The sequence below is a fragment of the Rubripirellula obstinata genome, from assembly GCF_001642955.1.
GTDB classification, from domain to species: domain Bacteria; phylum Planctomycetota; class Planctomycetia; order Pirellulales; family Pirellulaceae; genus Rubripirellula; species Rubripirellula obstinata.
The window spans coordinates 1-13,677 of record NZ_LWSK01000072.1; the positions used below are offsets into that span (position 1 = coordinate 1).

Consider the following 13,677-nt stretch of genomic DNA (forward strand, 5'->3'; position numbering starts at 1 on the left):
CCCAGGGTTCAGTCGGGTACAGCTAATGATGGACTGAACCCTGGCGGGCCCAGCTACGAGAAAACCGGGAAGTTGTTTCGGGACCGTTTCTTAATTGCGGTCAAATTTCAATGGTAGCGGAAGATGGCAGCGAACTTGTCGCCCGCGCCGGGCATGTTGTCTGCGTCGCAGCGATAGACATTGCCGCCGGTGCGGATTGTTTCCAGGACGGCCAAGTTCGTTTGTTCGCAGGAAACATTGCAAATAAACAGAGTGTCGATCTTGCCTTGCTTTGCTGCCTCGATAATTTCGCTGGTGTCGGACGAACCTTGTGAGTTGGCTTGGGCTGTTCCAAAGCGTTCCATTAACTCGGCCTGATCCTCGCCCAATTTGGGAGCGATGACTTGATGAGCGGAATCTTGGAGTTCCTGGTTGTTCATCGTTGACGGGCTGCCATCGACGTGAGCATCGGCTTCGATTCCGCTGGCGGCGGCAAAGTGACCGGCAACTTCGGACGTGGCCGCGATGACCAGCGACTTCCCCGTGTTGTAAATCGCCGCCGACACTTCATCGCCGACGATTGAAAGGTATTGATTCCGGTCCGCTTCGATCTTGTCCTCGCCTTCGCCTTGACCATGGAACATTCCGACCGAGTTACCGCCAACACGATGGCTCGTGTTTTGGAGTGCTTCCTCTGGATCACGGGGCAACACTAACTCATCGAACTTTGCGGGCAACCACTGTGTTTCGACCACCGACAATGCATCACCGTCGCTGTGGTGCAACGTCGATTCGTCCCAGCTAAGTGCGAGCACGAAGTAATGATGTTGTGCATTGTGCTCGCAAACCAAAGGCGACAGAAAGAATGAATCGCCGACATGGACGGTCTCGTCGACGTGTCGATTCAATCGCAGCAGATGGCATTGGTCCTTCGTCACAAAAATTGCAAGACCATCACCTTGATGCCGCCAAAATTCGGTGTCGTGCTGAAGCGACTCGATGCGTTGAAGGATCGACGCATCACGACCGGCGGACTTCAGTTGCTCGTTCGCTTGATTGAGCAGGTTGCCGAATCGGATCGGGTCTTGCTGAGTCTCGCGGCCTTTGCGATGCGTCCGCATCAATAACGAAACGCACTCGGTGCCGTCAGTGTTTGCCAAACGTGACAAATCATCTCGATGAAGGTTTCGTAGGGTCGATTCAGTGGTCGCTGTGGACATCGTGGGAACTCCGCTTGAGGCAAGGTTATTTTCAGTCGTTGCTGGTTTCAGTCTCTCCAAGCACAACGTCGCAAATGCAGTACCGAAACCACGATGAAGCGAACATTTAGGACTGGCACAAAGGTTGCGTTGGCAGAAGGAAAACGATGCCTATCACGCTCCAAATCCTGGTTTCCCCATCATGAACTTTCTAAAACAAACGTTCGCGGAGTTCGCCAAGAACCGCTGCGGCACGCTAGCGGCGGCGTTGGCGTACTACACCGCATTTGCGCTGCCGCCGCTGCTTTACTTGATGATGATGCTTTTGACGTTCGGACTTTCCATCGCGTACGACGGTGACCAAGCGAATCAGCGAGCCGAACGTTTATTGCAGAATCAGGCCGCTCAATTGATCGGTAATCCATCAGCGACGAGCCAGATTGACGCCATTTTGGACAACGCTCAGCAAACCAACGGCAAATGGTGGAAAACGCTAATCAGTTTTGTTGGCATCGTGGTCGGTGCGACGGGGGTGGTCGCTGCATTGCAGGATGCGCTCAATCAGGTCTGGGAAGTCAAACCGGACCCGGAAAACACGGGGATTAAAGACTTGATTGGCAAGCGGATTCTGTCGTTTGCGATGATCTTGGGACTCGGTTTCTTGCTTTTGGTTTCGTTGGTCGTTTCATCGCTGTTGGCGGCGTTGGGCGAAGAAATCGGCCAGTGGACGGGAATGTCTGAAACCGTCGCGATGGTCGCGAACTTCGTTGTCCAAGCCTTGGTCGTGTTCTTGATTTTCGCAGCCATTTTCAAGTTCATGCCCGACGCGAAAACCGATTGGCGAGACGTAGCCGTGGGCGCGGTGGTCACGACCGTGCTGTTTTTGGTCGGACGTTACGGGATGCAGTTGTATTTTTCTATGAGTGATCCAGGTGCCCAGTTGGGTTCCGCTGCTGCATCCTTGGCCGTACTTCTAGTGTGGGTTTACTTCAGCGCGATGATTGTTTTGCTGGGTGCGGAAGTCACGCAAGTTTACGCCGTTCGCTTTGGTCGAGGGATTCGGCCAGAATCCAAGTCTGTTCGAGTGGTCGAGAAGATCGTCCGCGACTCCAAGGCAGCCACATCATGAATGCCTCGATCCAGCAGCGAACCATCCGTCCGCTGACTTCACGATTGGGCTGCATTGTCAAAGCGTTTCTGCGTCAGCCGGGTCAGGTCGCGACAGTTGCACCAAGTTCTAGTCATTTGATCAACGCGATTGCATGTCGCGACTGTGTTCGGCAAGCGTCCACCGTGGTTGAATTGGGACCAGGCGCGGGTGGAACGACCGACGGATTGTTGTCGAACATGAGGCTCGATTCAACGTTGTTGGCGATTGAAAAAACGCAAGCGTTCGATGAATCGCTGGGCCAAATTTTAGACCCGCGACTGCGAGTGGAGTACGCCGACGCGATGCGATTGCTGGACTTCCTACAGGAACACAATCTCGGATTGGTTGATGTCGTGGTCTCAGGCATCCCGTTCAGTTCGATGCCTCGTCTGATCGCAAAGCGAATCACGCAGTCGATCCACAAAGCGCTGCATCCCGGCGGCACGTTCATCGCGTATCAATTGCACGACGACGTCGAGCGGTACACCCGCCCGTTGTTCGGCCCATCGAAGACCGATCGCGTGCTTTGGAATCTTCCACCGCTGACGGTCTATTCGTGGACAAAGATTCAATGAAAGCGTGGTCCAGCTAGCGAGTCCCGAACGTGAGAGTTTGTGGCTTGATCCACGACCAAAAACTTGACAGAACGATCGACATACAACCAGCCAAAAGTAAATCAAATGCGTCAAACAGCTAACCAAGCCATCGTCTTCTACTTCCGACTTCCATTCCCGGTAATTGGTGGCGTTCACCGAGAAGTGTCAAAGAATTGATGAAAAGCCTGTAAAAAAGACAAACGGCCTGGACGAATCCAGGCCGTTGTAGCTTGCACTGTTTAGATTAACCGCATGATCTAGTTGGCCTGAGCGACACGGCGATCGACTCGCGTTTGGTCGCCGTCGTGCATGATCTTGTGCGCCATCAGGATTACTCGATCCTTGACTTTCACGGGCACGCCTTGGACCGTGATTTTGGCACCCTGTTCCAGGTCTGAATCCAGATTTGACGCGGGCCCAAGGTCGACCATCATCGTCTTGTCATTAGCGGTTTTGACCTTCGCAAGCTTCCGCTCGGTTCCGCGGACGGATACCGTTTTAACCTTTTCAATCGTCCCTTGGTACTTCTTGCCGCTGCGGTCAATTGCGATGGTGCCGTTTTTCATCGACGCTTCATTGGCGACCAAAACCGACTTTTCGCCGACTTTCATCACGTGCCCTGTCGCACTGACTCGGTCGCCTTTGAACAGTTGCACTTCGGCTTGGTCAGGCCCCAGGTCAACCATCATCGGCTGGCCATTGGACTGGCTGACCATCGCGATCAGATGGATGCGGTCACGGACGTTGACCATCTTCGTGTCTTCGACATTTCCGGAAACCTGCATTTCGGTCGACTTCATTTCCTTCTGCTGGCTCTTCGCCTGCATTCGGTTTTTCTCCTGGTCGTCGGCATCCGAGTTGAAAGTGTAGTAGTTGAAGTCTTCGTAAAGACCGTCGCCATCGGTGTCGCTGTACGACGAATAGGCATCGTAGACGCCATCGTCATTGGTGTCGTAGTAGTTGCTGTAGAACCGGTTTTCCCAGGTCGCATAGCCGTCGTCGTAATAGTCGTAGAACCAATCGGACTCGTTACCACTGTTGTAGCCGTAATCGCCCCAGTTCAAGAAATTGTCATTGTCGCTGCTGGTCGCGTTGTCGGCGTAGGTGAACAGTTCGTCGTCCCAACGTCCAATGGCTTCGTCGGTCGGGTTGTAATCGTTGCCATCAAACCATTCGCTGACGTCGTACCATGAATCGTCCTCGTAGAACGGCGTGTTGTCGCCGAACTCGTGATCGGCACGTGCATGCATCATTGGCATCGCACACGTGGCACCCAGGACTGCGGCCAGAATCGTTCGCTTCTTTTGAGTCTTCATCTGTGAATTGCTCCGTAAAGAGTTTGAAAACGATTGCTGTCGAAACAAATGGGCAATCGAATGACGAACAAGAGACGCAAAGGCGATGCCAAACCTCAAATTCTCACCAAAGCCTCTGTGTTCGCTGTGACTCTGTGTTCGCTGTGGTTTAAGAAACCGACCTGGTGGATCTTGATAAACAGAACCGCGTTGGTCACTGCATCCATCGGCGCACGAAAAACGGCGGCCATGCAAAATGCTTGGCCGCCGGATGAAATGCAGAGGGTTGGCGATGTTTACAGCACGACGATCAGTGCGTGGATGATGCCAACGATCCAAAAGCCGACAAGGGTCAGGACGATATTTAGGACAAACTGAGTTCCGACGCCCCTGTCCATGAACACCGCAAGCGGCGGCAACAGGATCGCGAGAATGACTTTTAGTAACGTGTTTTGATTGCTGACAGCAGTGGACATGATAGAAGTCTCCGGTGAAAGGATTTGGTTGGTGTTTCAATACGAGAGGTGTCGGACCTTACTCGTTATCGCTGGGCAGGGTGACATCGACGTCAGGCGTTGAGATTGTTTTTTCTTTCATCTCGACATCCACGTCCGGCGTCGTGACCTCCGACTCTTCCATCGAAACGTCAACGTCGGGGCCATCAACATCATAGGAAGGCAATTGGCCCGGATCGCCGGATGCATCAACATCAAGGGTGGGAAGCTTGCCATCGCGAACCTGATCCACATCGCATCCAACGGCGGTGAAGGTAAGTGCGAGCGAGAGGGCACTGTAAAGGAGTGTCTTAGTCATTGTCATTGCGTTTACCGAGTGATTGTCTTGGCGTCGCGGCGTCATCACCAAGATGAGATGTAACTTGGACGTTTTCCGCTGCCGTTAAGAGAAGCAAAGCCCGTGCCACCTCGGACAAGCCCGGTATATTGCAGTTCGTGCAATCCATGACGGCTATTCCTGCACGATCGGCGGCCACACTGGTTAATCATTGACCGGTGATAGAAACTAACCGTCTGCCAAATTCACGCGGAAAAAAGCTGCGGGTGTTTCGCAGTATCAATAAAGTACTGACACTTCATCGGTTCGTTCCGATAGGGACGAGTCAGCAAAATGTACCTTGCCGAAATGATCGCGAAGCAAATCGGTTCCCATATCGCATCGGACGACGCCAGCGGAATCAAGCCGATGTTCAAAATCCACAGTTCGTTCTCGATCTTGTCGGTGACTTCCTGTGCGATTGTTTATGGATCGGCGTCCGGCCAGAACGTCGAAATGGGCGTTTGCGGAATAGCAAGATCGGGTGGGGAGGGTTACCACAGAGTCACAGAGGGGCACAGAGAAAAATGGAGAGGGGAGCAGGTTTTGCGAATTGCTATTTGCATCTTTCTCTGTGTTCCTCCGTGCCTCTGTGGTTCAATCCCTCTGGAAGATCAATTGGCCATTCGTTTGATGCCGTCTTTGAGCAGGACGACGTGGAAGTTAATCAGCAGACCAATTTTTTTCTTCTTCAGTTTGAGATAGGAAAGCAATTGTGCCTCGTAAAGTGGGATCATCTTCTCGACGGCTTTGAGTTCAACGATGATTTCGTCCTCGACAAACAGATCTAATCGATAGCCAACGTCCAAAGACACATCCTCGTAGACGATGGGCAGCGTCAATTGCGTTTCAACTTTCAAACCGCGTTTGCGAAGTTCGTAGGCCAAGACCGCTTCATAGGCCGATTCCAATAAACCAGGCCCAAGGTGCCGATGAACCTTGATCGCCGCGTCAACAATCTCACCAGTAATTTCATTCGTCTTCATCACAGAGTCCTTCAAAAAAGGGAACCACAGAGTCACAGAGAAACACAGAGTGTAAATCTACATCTTTCATCTTTCTCTGTGTTCCTCCGTGCCTCTGTGGTTCAATCCGATTCACTTTATGAATCAAGAATGGCAAAACAGTATCGCAAACAGAAACGCCTCGGTTCCTACGCTGCGGCTCAATGGTTGCCACAGGTCCCGATCCTGCATCACACGGAAACGACCAGCGATCTGTTCAGGTACGCTTGCGATTTTGACAATTGTAAATTGGAACAAAAACTGTATCCGACCAGCTATTTCTAAATCGCCAGCTATTCCTAAATCGCCAGCTATTTCTAAATCGTTAGAGCGGCTAATTCGGAAGCCTTCGTCGCGATGCCGGCAGTGGCCAACGAACCGTTCTGTGTTTGCGGTAAATTATCAAAAGCTTCGGCCTCAGCGCCATGCTCCTGCGTCGAAGCCAACGTGACTAGCCGTTGGCTAGGTGTTCGTCGGACTGAGTCGGCGGTGTGCAGTGATCGAGCGTTAGGTTCTGAACCTTGACGGTGGCACTTTCAACGCAAAAACCGACGCTTCCCTCGGTGAAGGTTTGGTCGGCCAACGACAGCATCACTCGGTCGCCGATAGATAGTTCGACGTAACTTCCGTAGGCAAGAAGCTGTAGGTCGGCCTCGCCGCGTTGGGCGACTTCCCAATAGTTCGACTGCAGCGATTGAAACTGCATCATGTCTTCGCCGCTGCCGTCGGGACCGCTGCCCCATGCACGCAACTGCACCACGCCTTTGAACAAATCCAGCGACAGATAGTACCCGTCGTGGGTTTCGCGATCGATTCGAAATGCGATTCCGCATTTGCCTTCGCTCAACATCGTCACCTTGGCACGCAATCGGAAGCATGCGACTGTGTCCGGCAGCGCAAAAATCTGGAATCCACATTCGCAGCGAAATTGCACAGACTCGTCGTCGATGGTGACCTGCTGTTCGTGCTCTATTTTCAGTGCCTCGAAGGAATTCGTTTCGGCAGGTCCCTCCACCAGCGACTCAAATCCTTCAAACGTGCGTACTTCGAGATGCCCGCGTTCGGTGCGCACCAAACGTTTGGGCGGCGGCATCAGGTTGTTGGTGACGCGATCGGTTGTGCCAGGTGTAAAGAAACTCCACAACAGAATTCCCTGATCGTCTTTCGTGATCCGTCCGGCATAGTTCCCGGCGGCCAGCAGGACGTTGTCGGCGTAGCTTTTCCAAGGTTTGCCGATCTGTTGAGTGTGCCAGTAACGAATTTTGGCGTCTTCTCGCATGCTGCCGATCAGATAGTATTCGCCGCCGATCTGGAACAGATTGGGAACCTCCACGTCGTCATACAGTGCTGGATGATGCAGCGGAGGACGTGGCTCGAAGAAATTCGGCGACGTCTCTTCCATCACAGCGACGCACCCGCGCCGGACGACTGGACCGTGGTTGACGCGGCCGGCACTCAGCAGCCAACCTCGATCATCTTCTCGGTAATAAAACGGATCTCGCCAAGACAGCCAGTGCCGGCCTTCGTCGACTTCGGATTCGTAATACTCGCCATGAGGACCGAGCGGAAAACAGCTCGCGGCGTCGTGGTCAAATGGCGGTTGTTCTGGACGGCCCGGCAAATCATAGGGAAGATCTGATCGACGATCGGTCCAGTTCACCGGCGATTTTCGCCAAGTATAAAGGTCGTCGCTGACCGCCATGCCAATCCGCTGTTTCGCGCCGTGATCACGACGCGACAGGCCCGTGTAAAACATCCGCCAAGATCCAGGTCGGTGTGGATCGGCCGAAACGTGAGTCGTCCATAGCATTGAATCATCCCAGGAACCAGGATGCCCCAAGAACAGCGAGTTCTCAACGCGACGCCAGGACAAACAATTGTCGCTTACCGCGTGTGCGATGAAGTCATGATTGGGCAGGACAAGATGGAATAGGTGATAGAGGCCGTCGTGATACAGGACGTCGACATCGCCGAGTGTTTTGCGCGATCCGGCGGTTTCGGTGTACATGGGCAGTGGATCTTGGTGTTGCTGGGTGGTGGTCGTTCATGGAGCAAGCCGGTTGGAAATCGTTCTGCGGACGCAGCCAAAACCGGCAGCGTCTCTCAATCTTACCTTCGGCACGATGATTGCGTCTCTCTTGTCGTGAAGCACATTCAACTCACTACGGAGAAACCGATTATGGCAACGAATAAGACTGCCTACGAAGAAACCAAAGACGCAATCATGGATAACAAGCATTCTATCGGCGAGAAGGCTCCGGGAACACCTTTCGCACTGGTCGCGCTGAGTTACCTGACGGTCCTCGCGATTGTCTGCGTCACCCTGGGGTTCGCGATATGGGCGATGCGTTGAGCATCGTCCGATTATTTTGACGTTGTTTAGCTTTGTTTAGCCTTGTCTAACGTTGTTCAGTTCTCAATCCGCGATCGCCTCGATCTCTGTCATTAATGACTGTAGCTTGGGCTTGATCGCTGCATGAACGGTGGCCGCCTCCGTCTTGTCGCCTCGGCGAGCCGCTTCGATTAACGGTTCAAGTTCACTGATCGGTTCGCCAGTTTCAAACGCACTTAGCAAGCCCTTCAAGGAATGTGCGGTGCGAGCGGCTTCCGTTAGCGTGGGATCGTCTATTTGCGATTCTAGCGATTCCATCATTGCCGGTGCATCTTCGACTGCGATTGTCGCAAGCATGCCTAGCATGTCTTCATCACCAGAAACTCGCTGGAGTGCGTCGGAGAATCTTTTCTTTTGAATATCGTTCATCATGGATGCAGTCTTCTGCCCTAGTTGCCGACGCCAATATCGCTCTTCAAAACGATGTTGTAGGAATTAATTCGGTCGCGAAGTTTGCCACGGGTGATGCCGAGCATTTCGGCGGCCTGGCTCTGATTTCCGTCGGTGGCTTGCAACACTTGCATGATCACAAATCGTTCCATGTACTCCATCGACTCGCTGTAGATGTTGGTCGACTTTTGTTCCAGCAAGCGAGAAACCAGCGCGGGCAGCTCTGTTCCCGGAGCGTCCGGAGCGGAGCTTTCCGCCGCTGAATTGGATTCGTGTGGCCGTGTTCTCGTAATGGCATCGGGCAAGATGTCGGGCGTGATGACGGGCATGACCGTGTCGAGCACGCAGCGACGGATCACCGCGCGAAGCTGACGTACGTTGCCCGGCCAATCGTACTTCGTCAGCAATTCCACCGACTCGGGTGACAAACCTTCCAAGTCCCCCTTGTTAAATTCCTTCTTGGCTTGTGCGAGGAAAAATCGGATCAACGCCGGCACATCGCTGAGCCGATCTCGCAGCGGCGGCAGTTCGATCGTGACGCCGTTGAGTCGGTACAACAGGTCTTCGCGATACTCGCCATCTTCGACCATTTGTTCAAGCGGCCGATTCGTCGCCGCGATGATGCGAACATCGGTGGTCAATTCCTTGTTACCGCCGACTCGCTCAAATCGTTGTTCTTGCAGGACTCGCAAAACCTTGGCTTGCACCGTCGGTGCCATGTCGCCAATTTCGTCCAGGAAAAGCGTGCCGCCGTTGCACTGTTCAAATTTTCCGATGCGTCGCGATTCGGCTCCGGTGAAAGATCCCTTTTCGTGACCGAACAATTCGCTTTCTAGCAAGTTGTCGGGCAGAGCGGCACAGTTGACGGCCAGGAACGTTTCTTCGCAGCGATGGCTGTATTGAAACAACGCACGGGCGACCAACTCTTTGCCCGTTCCGCTTTCACCGCGAACGAGGATCGGGACGTCTTGCTTGGAGACTTTGCCGATGGCTTTGAACACATCCAACATTGCCGGCGATCGTCCAATGAACAGTTCAGCGCCTTGGTCACCGCTCTCGTCGTCGGCCGAGATCGCGACGGGCACGCTGCTGATCTGCCGTTGTTCGATCGCTTTTTCGACCAGGTCGCGTAACGGATCAACGCTGAGTGGTTTGGCAATGTAATCGAACGCGCCCAATTGCATCGCTTCGATCGCGGTGTTGCTGGCGGCAGCCACAGTCATGAAGATGACCGGAATGCGGCGATCGTGTTCACGAATTTCGCAGTAGACCGCCAAACCGTTTTGATCGGGCAATTGGATGTCCAACAGCACCGCGTCGAACGATCCTCGCCGCAACGCATCGAGGCCGTCGGCGGCGTTGGCTGCCGTGGTGATGTCGGCGATGGGAGCAAGCGCTTTTTCGGCTAGCGCCAGGATGGCACGATCGTCGTCAATGACTAGCAAGCTTGGCATGGATTTGGACCATTTGGAAATGGGTTTGAACGTTGCTTCGGGATAGGCAATGCCTGCTGACATGGGAGTTCACGCGTGGTTGAAGGTAATGATTGAAGGGGATTTTGTCGATCAGCGGTCGGTCGGTGACGTCGCGGAAATCGCGAAGATTTTCGGCTTACCGTGGGCCGAAACTGTTGGCGAGTTCCGCTACGGATTGATTCGGACATGTTTCATCAACGACGATTTTGACAACATCGGCCAAGTCGCCAGCTTTCCGCTGGCGGTCAGCTCCTGTGCCATCATCGAGAACTGATTGGACAAAGGAGTCCACCGGCTGACGTTCGCCAGTTTCATGCAACGATTCATCAAGTTCATCCATGACTCGGCTGACCCATTCCGACGCGGCAACTCGTTCACAAGTGGCCACGTCGATCAGTTGATCGGTGACGCCAAAGCGGGCCGAATGCCAAAGCGAATACGACAACACGCTGGGCCGGACGATCGTTGGCGGTTGGTCACGCTGAATTTCTTTGACGGCCGTCATCACCATCGCTCGCACCAAACCGACGTAGCCGACCGTTTCGTCGACGCGAGTCATCACGTCAGCACCGCGAAATTCAATCGTGGGCACTTTGGTCGGAAGCCGAATATCCCAGTAGATAAAACTCTCGTCCTTGATCGCCCCGGCGTTGGTCAATTCGTCGACGCATGATTCGTAATCTTTCAAACTTTCGAAGTGCGGCGGTGGTCCCGCCATCGGCCACTGCGCCCACAGTTCACGCCGAAAACTTGCATAGCCTGTGTCGGCTCCATCCCAGTAGGGCGAATTGGCCGTGATCGCTTGCAACAACGGCAACCAACGTCGGCAGCGATTCATCACCTGCAAACCAAGTTCGCGGTCTTCCATCGCAACGTGAACATGACAACCGAAAATGTACAGCTCGCGAGCAATGTGCTGATAGCGATCCGTCATCGACTGGTAACGGTCCTTGGGTGTCATCGTTGAATCATTGGGTAGCGGCAAAGGATTGGTCCCCGCCGATGCCAATTCGCAATCGTTCGCTTTGGCTGCTTCGATCAGCCTGGATCGTGTTGCGCTGAGCGTCTCACGCACTTCCGCTAGGGAATTGCACACATCCGAAGCCATCTCGATTTGATTCAGATGCAATTCGTGTTGGATGTCAGAATCCAACGCATCGTTGTCTCCCGAACGACGCAGCGTCTTCATCACGTCTTTACAGTTCGGCAGCAGTTCACCGGTCATTGGATCGACCAGTTGATACTCTTCTTCAACGCCGACGGTGGGGATGGATTGATTCATGGTTTAAGCCTCGGCCTTGTGGGACAAATTCAATACCGACGACTCGCACCAACGCATCGCCGCAAACGTCAGAACACTCGCGCCGATTTCCATGGCAGATTCGTCGATGTCGAATTTGGAGGTGTGCAGCGGTTCGCTGCCGACGTCGATCCCGGCAACGCCCAAACGGAACATCGCGGCGGGAACTTCGCGGGCGATGAACGAAAAGTCCTCCGCGCCCATGCTTGGTTGGTCGATCTCGCGAACGTTATTTCTGCCCAGCAGTTCGATACCGCTGTCGCGAAGCAGTAAGTTCATCGCCACATCGTTTTGGACCGGCGGCGTGTGTTGACCAAACGTCAACGACACCTCGCATTTGTGAACCGCTGCAATCGAATTGGAAATTTCCTGCATCGTTTGTTTCGCCTTCGACCCGCTGGAATTGGACAATGTTCTCAGCGTTCCCGACATGCACGCCTCGGCCGGGACCACGTTGGGTGCGGCACCGGATTGCATGGTTCCCACGTTCACCACGACGGCGTCGCGGGCATCAGTCGTTCGCGGCACGCGGCGATAGGTATCGGTCACCCATTGAGCGGCGGCACCGATCGTGTCGCCGGTCAGGTGAGGGCGTGCCCCGTGCCCTCCCCGACCACGAATGACGCAAGTGAACAGGTCGCAACCCGCCGTGAACGATCCATCGCGAACGCCTATCGTTCCCGAAGGTCGCGTCGGATCGACGTGCAACGCAATCGCTCCGCCGATATTCTTCAAAGCCCCCGATGCGATCATGTGCAGACCGCCTTGGCTGGTTTCTTCTTCGGGCTGAAAGATGATTCGTGCATTCACTGGACAACCTTGCTGCGAAAGTTCACTCAGCATGGCGGCGACCCCAAACGCGATGGCAGAATGAACATCATGCCCGCACGCGTGCATGACTCCATCGACCCGACTGGCGTAATCCACGTCCAGTTCGGTTGCGATCGGAAGAGCGTCGATGTCGGCGCGGATCGCAATTCGATTACTGTCTCGTGCGCTGTCTCGATCACTGTCTAAGTCGCCGCCGATGTCCACGTACAGACCGCGTCCATCGCCTGCCAATGTTGGCGAAAGCCCGAGGTCGGAAACGACTTCAGAAAGGAACGCCGTGGACCGAGTTTCCTCACCCGACAATTCCGGTTGGCGATGAAGGTAGCGACGTACCTCCCGCATCCGCACGGCGTAGGAACGTGCAAGTTCGTTCACGGCATGACCCGTGCAGATCACGATCGGATCGCTCGGTAAGCGGATGACGAGGCCCGTCGCGATGCGATTCGAGCGACACCCACGACCGCGCCTGACACGGCACCCCACAACAACGCATCTTGCCAATCGACTTCATGCGAGGCCGGGTTTTTCGGCGGGTCACGGTCCAATGCCGCTCGCCAACCAGATTGAATCAGGTTTCGAGCGAGAAACGTGCATCCGAGTGCCGTGACAAAAGCCAACGCGTTTTCAGCCGGCTCGATACCAGCGTTGCGTTCATCCGGTGCGTCGGATAGGTATTCCGACGCTTTGTCTTTGAGTTGTTCGATCATGGTGCGGTCCTTAGAGGAAAGGATTGGAAATAGAGAGGCACTGAGAACGCCAATGGTTTTAGGGCTTCAGCTTCCAGCCGACCAAGATCCCCAACCCAAACGCCCAGCACGCTGCGACGTCGGGATTGTCTTTCGCGTACGACTTTGCGAGGCCCAGCAAGTCCTGCGCGGGTTCCTTGACGTAATGTCGCGCGGCGTCCTGACCAAACTCGGCGGCTGTGTTGGCGACCCGGCTGGCCGTTTCGCTGGCGTGATCGGAATCGGTGGTGCTACGAGTCGGTTCGGTGGTGGCGTTTACCATGAGATGACCTTTAGAAATGGCAGGTGAATTGGTTTTGAGTTTCGGGCAATGGTTTTGATCAACTTTGTGAATCTACGAAGCACATCTCGGGCCAATGCCGATCGGCCGGATTGAAACATCGGAAAACCAATGGCCCGGAACGCCGGTCGATCGGAAGCCGACCAGGCTGGTCGTTTTTTGATCGGCCGCCTTTGGCACGCTGATCGCATGTTTGTGATGGAAGTTTT

16 protein-coding genes are annotated in these 13,677 nt (G+C 54.3%); 4 read left to right on the forward strand and 12 right to left on the reverse strand.

Annotated features, from left to right (window positions below; genetic code table 11):
• Positions 1-107 precede the first annotated feature (107 nt).
• A complete protein-coding gene (locus tag RC85_RS16760) occupies positions 108-1,199 on the reverse strand; it encodes a baeRF3 domain-containing protein (RefSeq protein ID WP_068264904.1) in 1,092 nt (363 codons plus the stop codon).
• A 181-nt stretch (positions 1,200-1,380) separates the two neighbouring features.
• Here RC85_RS16760 and RC85_RS16765 point away from each other — a divergent pair, with 181 nt between their 5' ends.
• On the forward strand, positions 1,381-2,307 hold the full coding sequence (locus RC85_RS16765) for a YihY/virulence factor BrkB family protein (protein WP_068264951.1): 927 nt from the start codon (positions 1,381-1,383) through the stop codon (positions 2,305-2,307).
• On the forward strand, positions 2,304-2,903 hold the full coding sequence (locus RC85_RS16770; RefSeq protein WP_235033393.1) for a class I SAM-dependent methyltransferase: 600 nt from the start codon (positions 2,304-2,306) through the stop codon (positions 2,901-2,903). Before RC85_RS16765 ends, RC85_RS16770 begins: the two co-directional genes overlap by 4 nt.
• A gap of 278 nt (positions 2,904-3,181) precedes the next feature.
• On the opposite strand, the gene RC85_RS16775 is transcribed toward RC85_RS16770, so the two are convergent.
• The 4 genes from RC85_RS16775 to RC85_RS16790 all read right to left on the reverse strand — a co-directional run bounded on the left by RC85_RS16775 (position 3,182) and on the right by RC85_RS16790 (position 6,036).
• A complete protein-coding gene (locus RC85_RS16775) occupies positions 3,182-4,240 on the reverse strand; it encodes a MamS/MamX family magnetosome protein (RefSeq protein WP_068264905.1) in 1,059 nt (352 codons plus the stop codon).
• 275 nt (positions 4,241-4,515) lie between these two features.
• Positions 4,516-4,695, reverse strand: a complete 180-nt coding sequence (locus RC85_RS16780) for a YqaE/Pmp3 family membrane protein (protein ID WP_068264907.1) — start codon at positions 4,693-4,695, stop codon at positions 4,516-4,518.
• 58 nt (positions 4,696-4,753) lie between these two features.
• Complete coding sequence (locus tag RC85_RS16785; protein ID WP_068264955.1) at positions 4,754-5,032, reverse strand: hypothetical protein; 279 nt, start codon at positions 5,030-5,032, stop codon at positions 4,754-4,756.
• Positions 5,033-5,664: 632 nt separating this feature from the next.
• Positions 5,665-6,036, reverse strand: coding sequence for a GxxExxY protein (locus tag RC85_RS16790; RefSeq protein ID WP_068264908.1), 372 nt, complete (start codon positions 6,034-6,036; stop codon positions 5,665-5,667).
• Between the two features lie 129 nt (positions 6,037-6,165).
• On the opposite strand from RC85_RS16790, the gene RC85_RS26940 reads away from it, so the two are divergent.
• Complete coding sequence (locus RC85_RS26940; protein WP_157593950.1) at positions 6,166-6,339, forward strand: hypothetical protein; 174 nt, start codon at positions 6,166-6,168, stop codon at positions 6,337-6,339.
• Between the two features lie 166 nt (positions 6,340-6,505).
• Here the strand turns inward: RC85_RS26940 and RC85_RS16795 are convergent, their stop codons facing one another.
• The gene (locus tag RC85_RS16795) at positions 6,506-8,062 is read right to left on the reverse strand and encodes a glycoside hydrolase family protein (protein ID WP_068264910.1); all 1,557 of its coding nucleotides are present in this window, start codon (positions 8,060-8,062) and stop codon (positions 6,506-6,508) included.
• 171 nt (positions 8,063-8,233) lie between these two features.
• On the opposite strand from RC85_RS16795, the gene RC85_RS16800 reads away from it, so the two are divergent.
• The gene (locus RC85_RS16800) at positions 8,234-8,407 is read left to right on the forward strand and encodes a hypothetical protein (RefSeq protein ID WP_157593951.1); all 174 of its coding nucleotides are present in this window, start codon (positions 8,234-8,236) and stop codon (positions 8,405-8,407) included.
• Between the two features lie 63 nt (positions 8,408-8,470).
• On the opposite strand, the gene RC85_RS16805 is transcribed toward RC85_RS16800, so the two are convergent.
• The 6 genes from RC85_RS16805 to RC85_RS16830 form a co-directional block, all read right to left on the reverse strand.
• Positions 8,471-8,815 carry an Hpt domain-containing protein gene (locus RC85_RS16805; protein ID WP_068264957.1) on the reverse strand — a complete coding sequence of 115 codons (345 nt, stop codon included), beginning with the start codon at positions 8,813-8,815 and terminating at the stop codon, positions 8,471-8,473.
• A gap of 20 nt (positions 8,816-8,835) precedes the next feature.
• Complete coding sequence (locus tag RC85_RS16810; protein ID WP_068264959.1) at positions 8,836-10,290, reverse strand: sigma-54-dependent transcriptional regulator; 1,455 nt, start codon at positions 10,288-10,290, stop codon at positions 8,836-8,838.
• Positions 10,291-10,447: 157 nt separating this feature from the next.
• A complete protein-coding gene (locus tag RC85_RS16815; RefSeq protein ID WP_068264913.1) occupies positions 10,448-11,593 on the reverse strand; it encodes a carboxylate-amine ligase in 1,146 nt (381 codons plus the stop codon).
• Between the two features lie 3 nt (positions 11,594-11,596).
• A complete protein-coding gene (locus tag RC85_RS16820) occupies positions 11,597-12,817 on the reverse strand; it encodes an amidohydrolase (RefSeq protein WP_235033391.1) in 1,221 nt (406 codons plus the stop codon).
• 17 nt (positions 12,818-12,834) lie between these two features.
• Positions 12,835-13,149: a DUF4235 domain-containing protein gene (locus tag RC85_RS16825; RefSeq protein ID WP_068264914.1), complete on the reverse strand. Its 315-nt coding sequence runs from the start codon at positions 13,147-13,149 to the stop codon at positions 12,835-12,837.
• A 58-nt stretch (positions 13,150-13,207) separates the two neighbouring features.
• Positions 13,208-13,450 (reverse strand): hypothetical protein, encoded by a 243-nt coding sequence (locus RC85_RS16830; protein WP_068264916.1) that lies wholly within the window; start codon positions 13,448-13,450, stop codon positions 13,208-13,210.
• Positions 13,451-13,677 lie beyond the last annotated feature (227 nt).

Excerpts from the sequence above, each read along its gene's own strand:
- RC85_RS16810 (WP_068264959.1), bottom strand. The coding sequence starts at position 10,290 with ATGCCAAGCTTGCTAGTCATTGACGACGATCGTGCCATCCTGGCGCTA.
- RC85_RS16760 (WP_068264904.1), bottom strand. The coding sequence starts at position 1,199 with ATGTCCACAGCGACCACTGAATCGACCCTACGAAACCTTCATCGAGAT.
- RC85_RS16770 (WP_235033393.1), top strand. The coding sequence starts at position 2,304 with ATGAATGCCTCGATCCAGCAGCGAACCATCCGTCCGCTGACTTCACGA.
- RC85_RS16775 (WP_068264905.1), bottom strand. The coding sequence starts at position 4,240 with ATGAAGACTCAAAAGAAGCGAACGATTCTGGCCGCAGTCCTGGGTGCC.
- RC85_RS16830 (WP_068264916.1), bottom strand. The coding sequence starts at position 13,450 with ATGGTAAACGCCACCACCGAACCGACTCGTAGCACCACCGATTCCGAT.
- RC85_RS26940 (WP_157593950.1), top strand. The coding sequence starts at position 6,166 with ATGGCAAAACAGTATCGCAAACAGAAACGCCTCGGTTCCTACGCTGCG.
- RC85_RS16795 (WP_068264910.1), bottom strand. The coding sequence starts at position 8,062 with ATGTACACCGAAACCGCCGGATCGCGCAAAACACTCGGCGATGTCGAC.
- RC85_RS16780 (WP_068264907.1), bottom strand. The coding sequence starts at position 4,695 with ATGTCCACTGCTGTCAGCAATCAAAACACGTTACTAAAAGTCATTCTC.
- RC85_RS16805 (WP_068264957.1), bottom strand. The coding sequence starts at position 8,815 with ATGAACGATATTCAAAAGAAAAGATTCTCCGACGCACTCCAGCGAGTT.
- RC85_RS16815 (WP_068264913.1), bottom strand. The coding sequence starts at position 11,593 with ATGAATCAATCCATCCCCACCGTCGGCGTTGAAGAAGAGTATCAACTG.
- RC85_RS16785 (WP_068264955.1), bottom strand. The coding sequence starts at position 5,032 with ATGACTAAGACACTCCTTTACAGTGCCCTCTCGCTCGCACTTACCTTC.
- RC85_RS16800 (WP_157593951.1), top strand. The coding sequence starts at position 8,234 with ATGGCAACGAATAAGACTGCCTACGAAGAAACCAAAGACGCAATCATG.
- RC85_RS16825 (WP_068264914.1), bottom strand. The coding sequence starts at position 13,149 with ATGATCGAACAACTCAAAGACAAAGCGTCGGAATACCTATCCGACGCA.
- RC85_RS16765 (WP_068264951.1), top strand. The coding sequence starts at position 1,381 with ATGAACTTTCTAAAACAAACGTTCGCGGAGTTCGCCAAGAACCGCTGC.
- RC85_RS16790 (WP_068264908.1), bottom strand. The coding sequence starts at position 6,036 with ATGAAGACGAATGAAATTACTGGTGAGATTGTTGACGCGGCGATCAAG.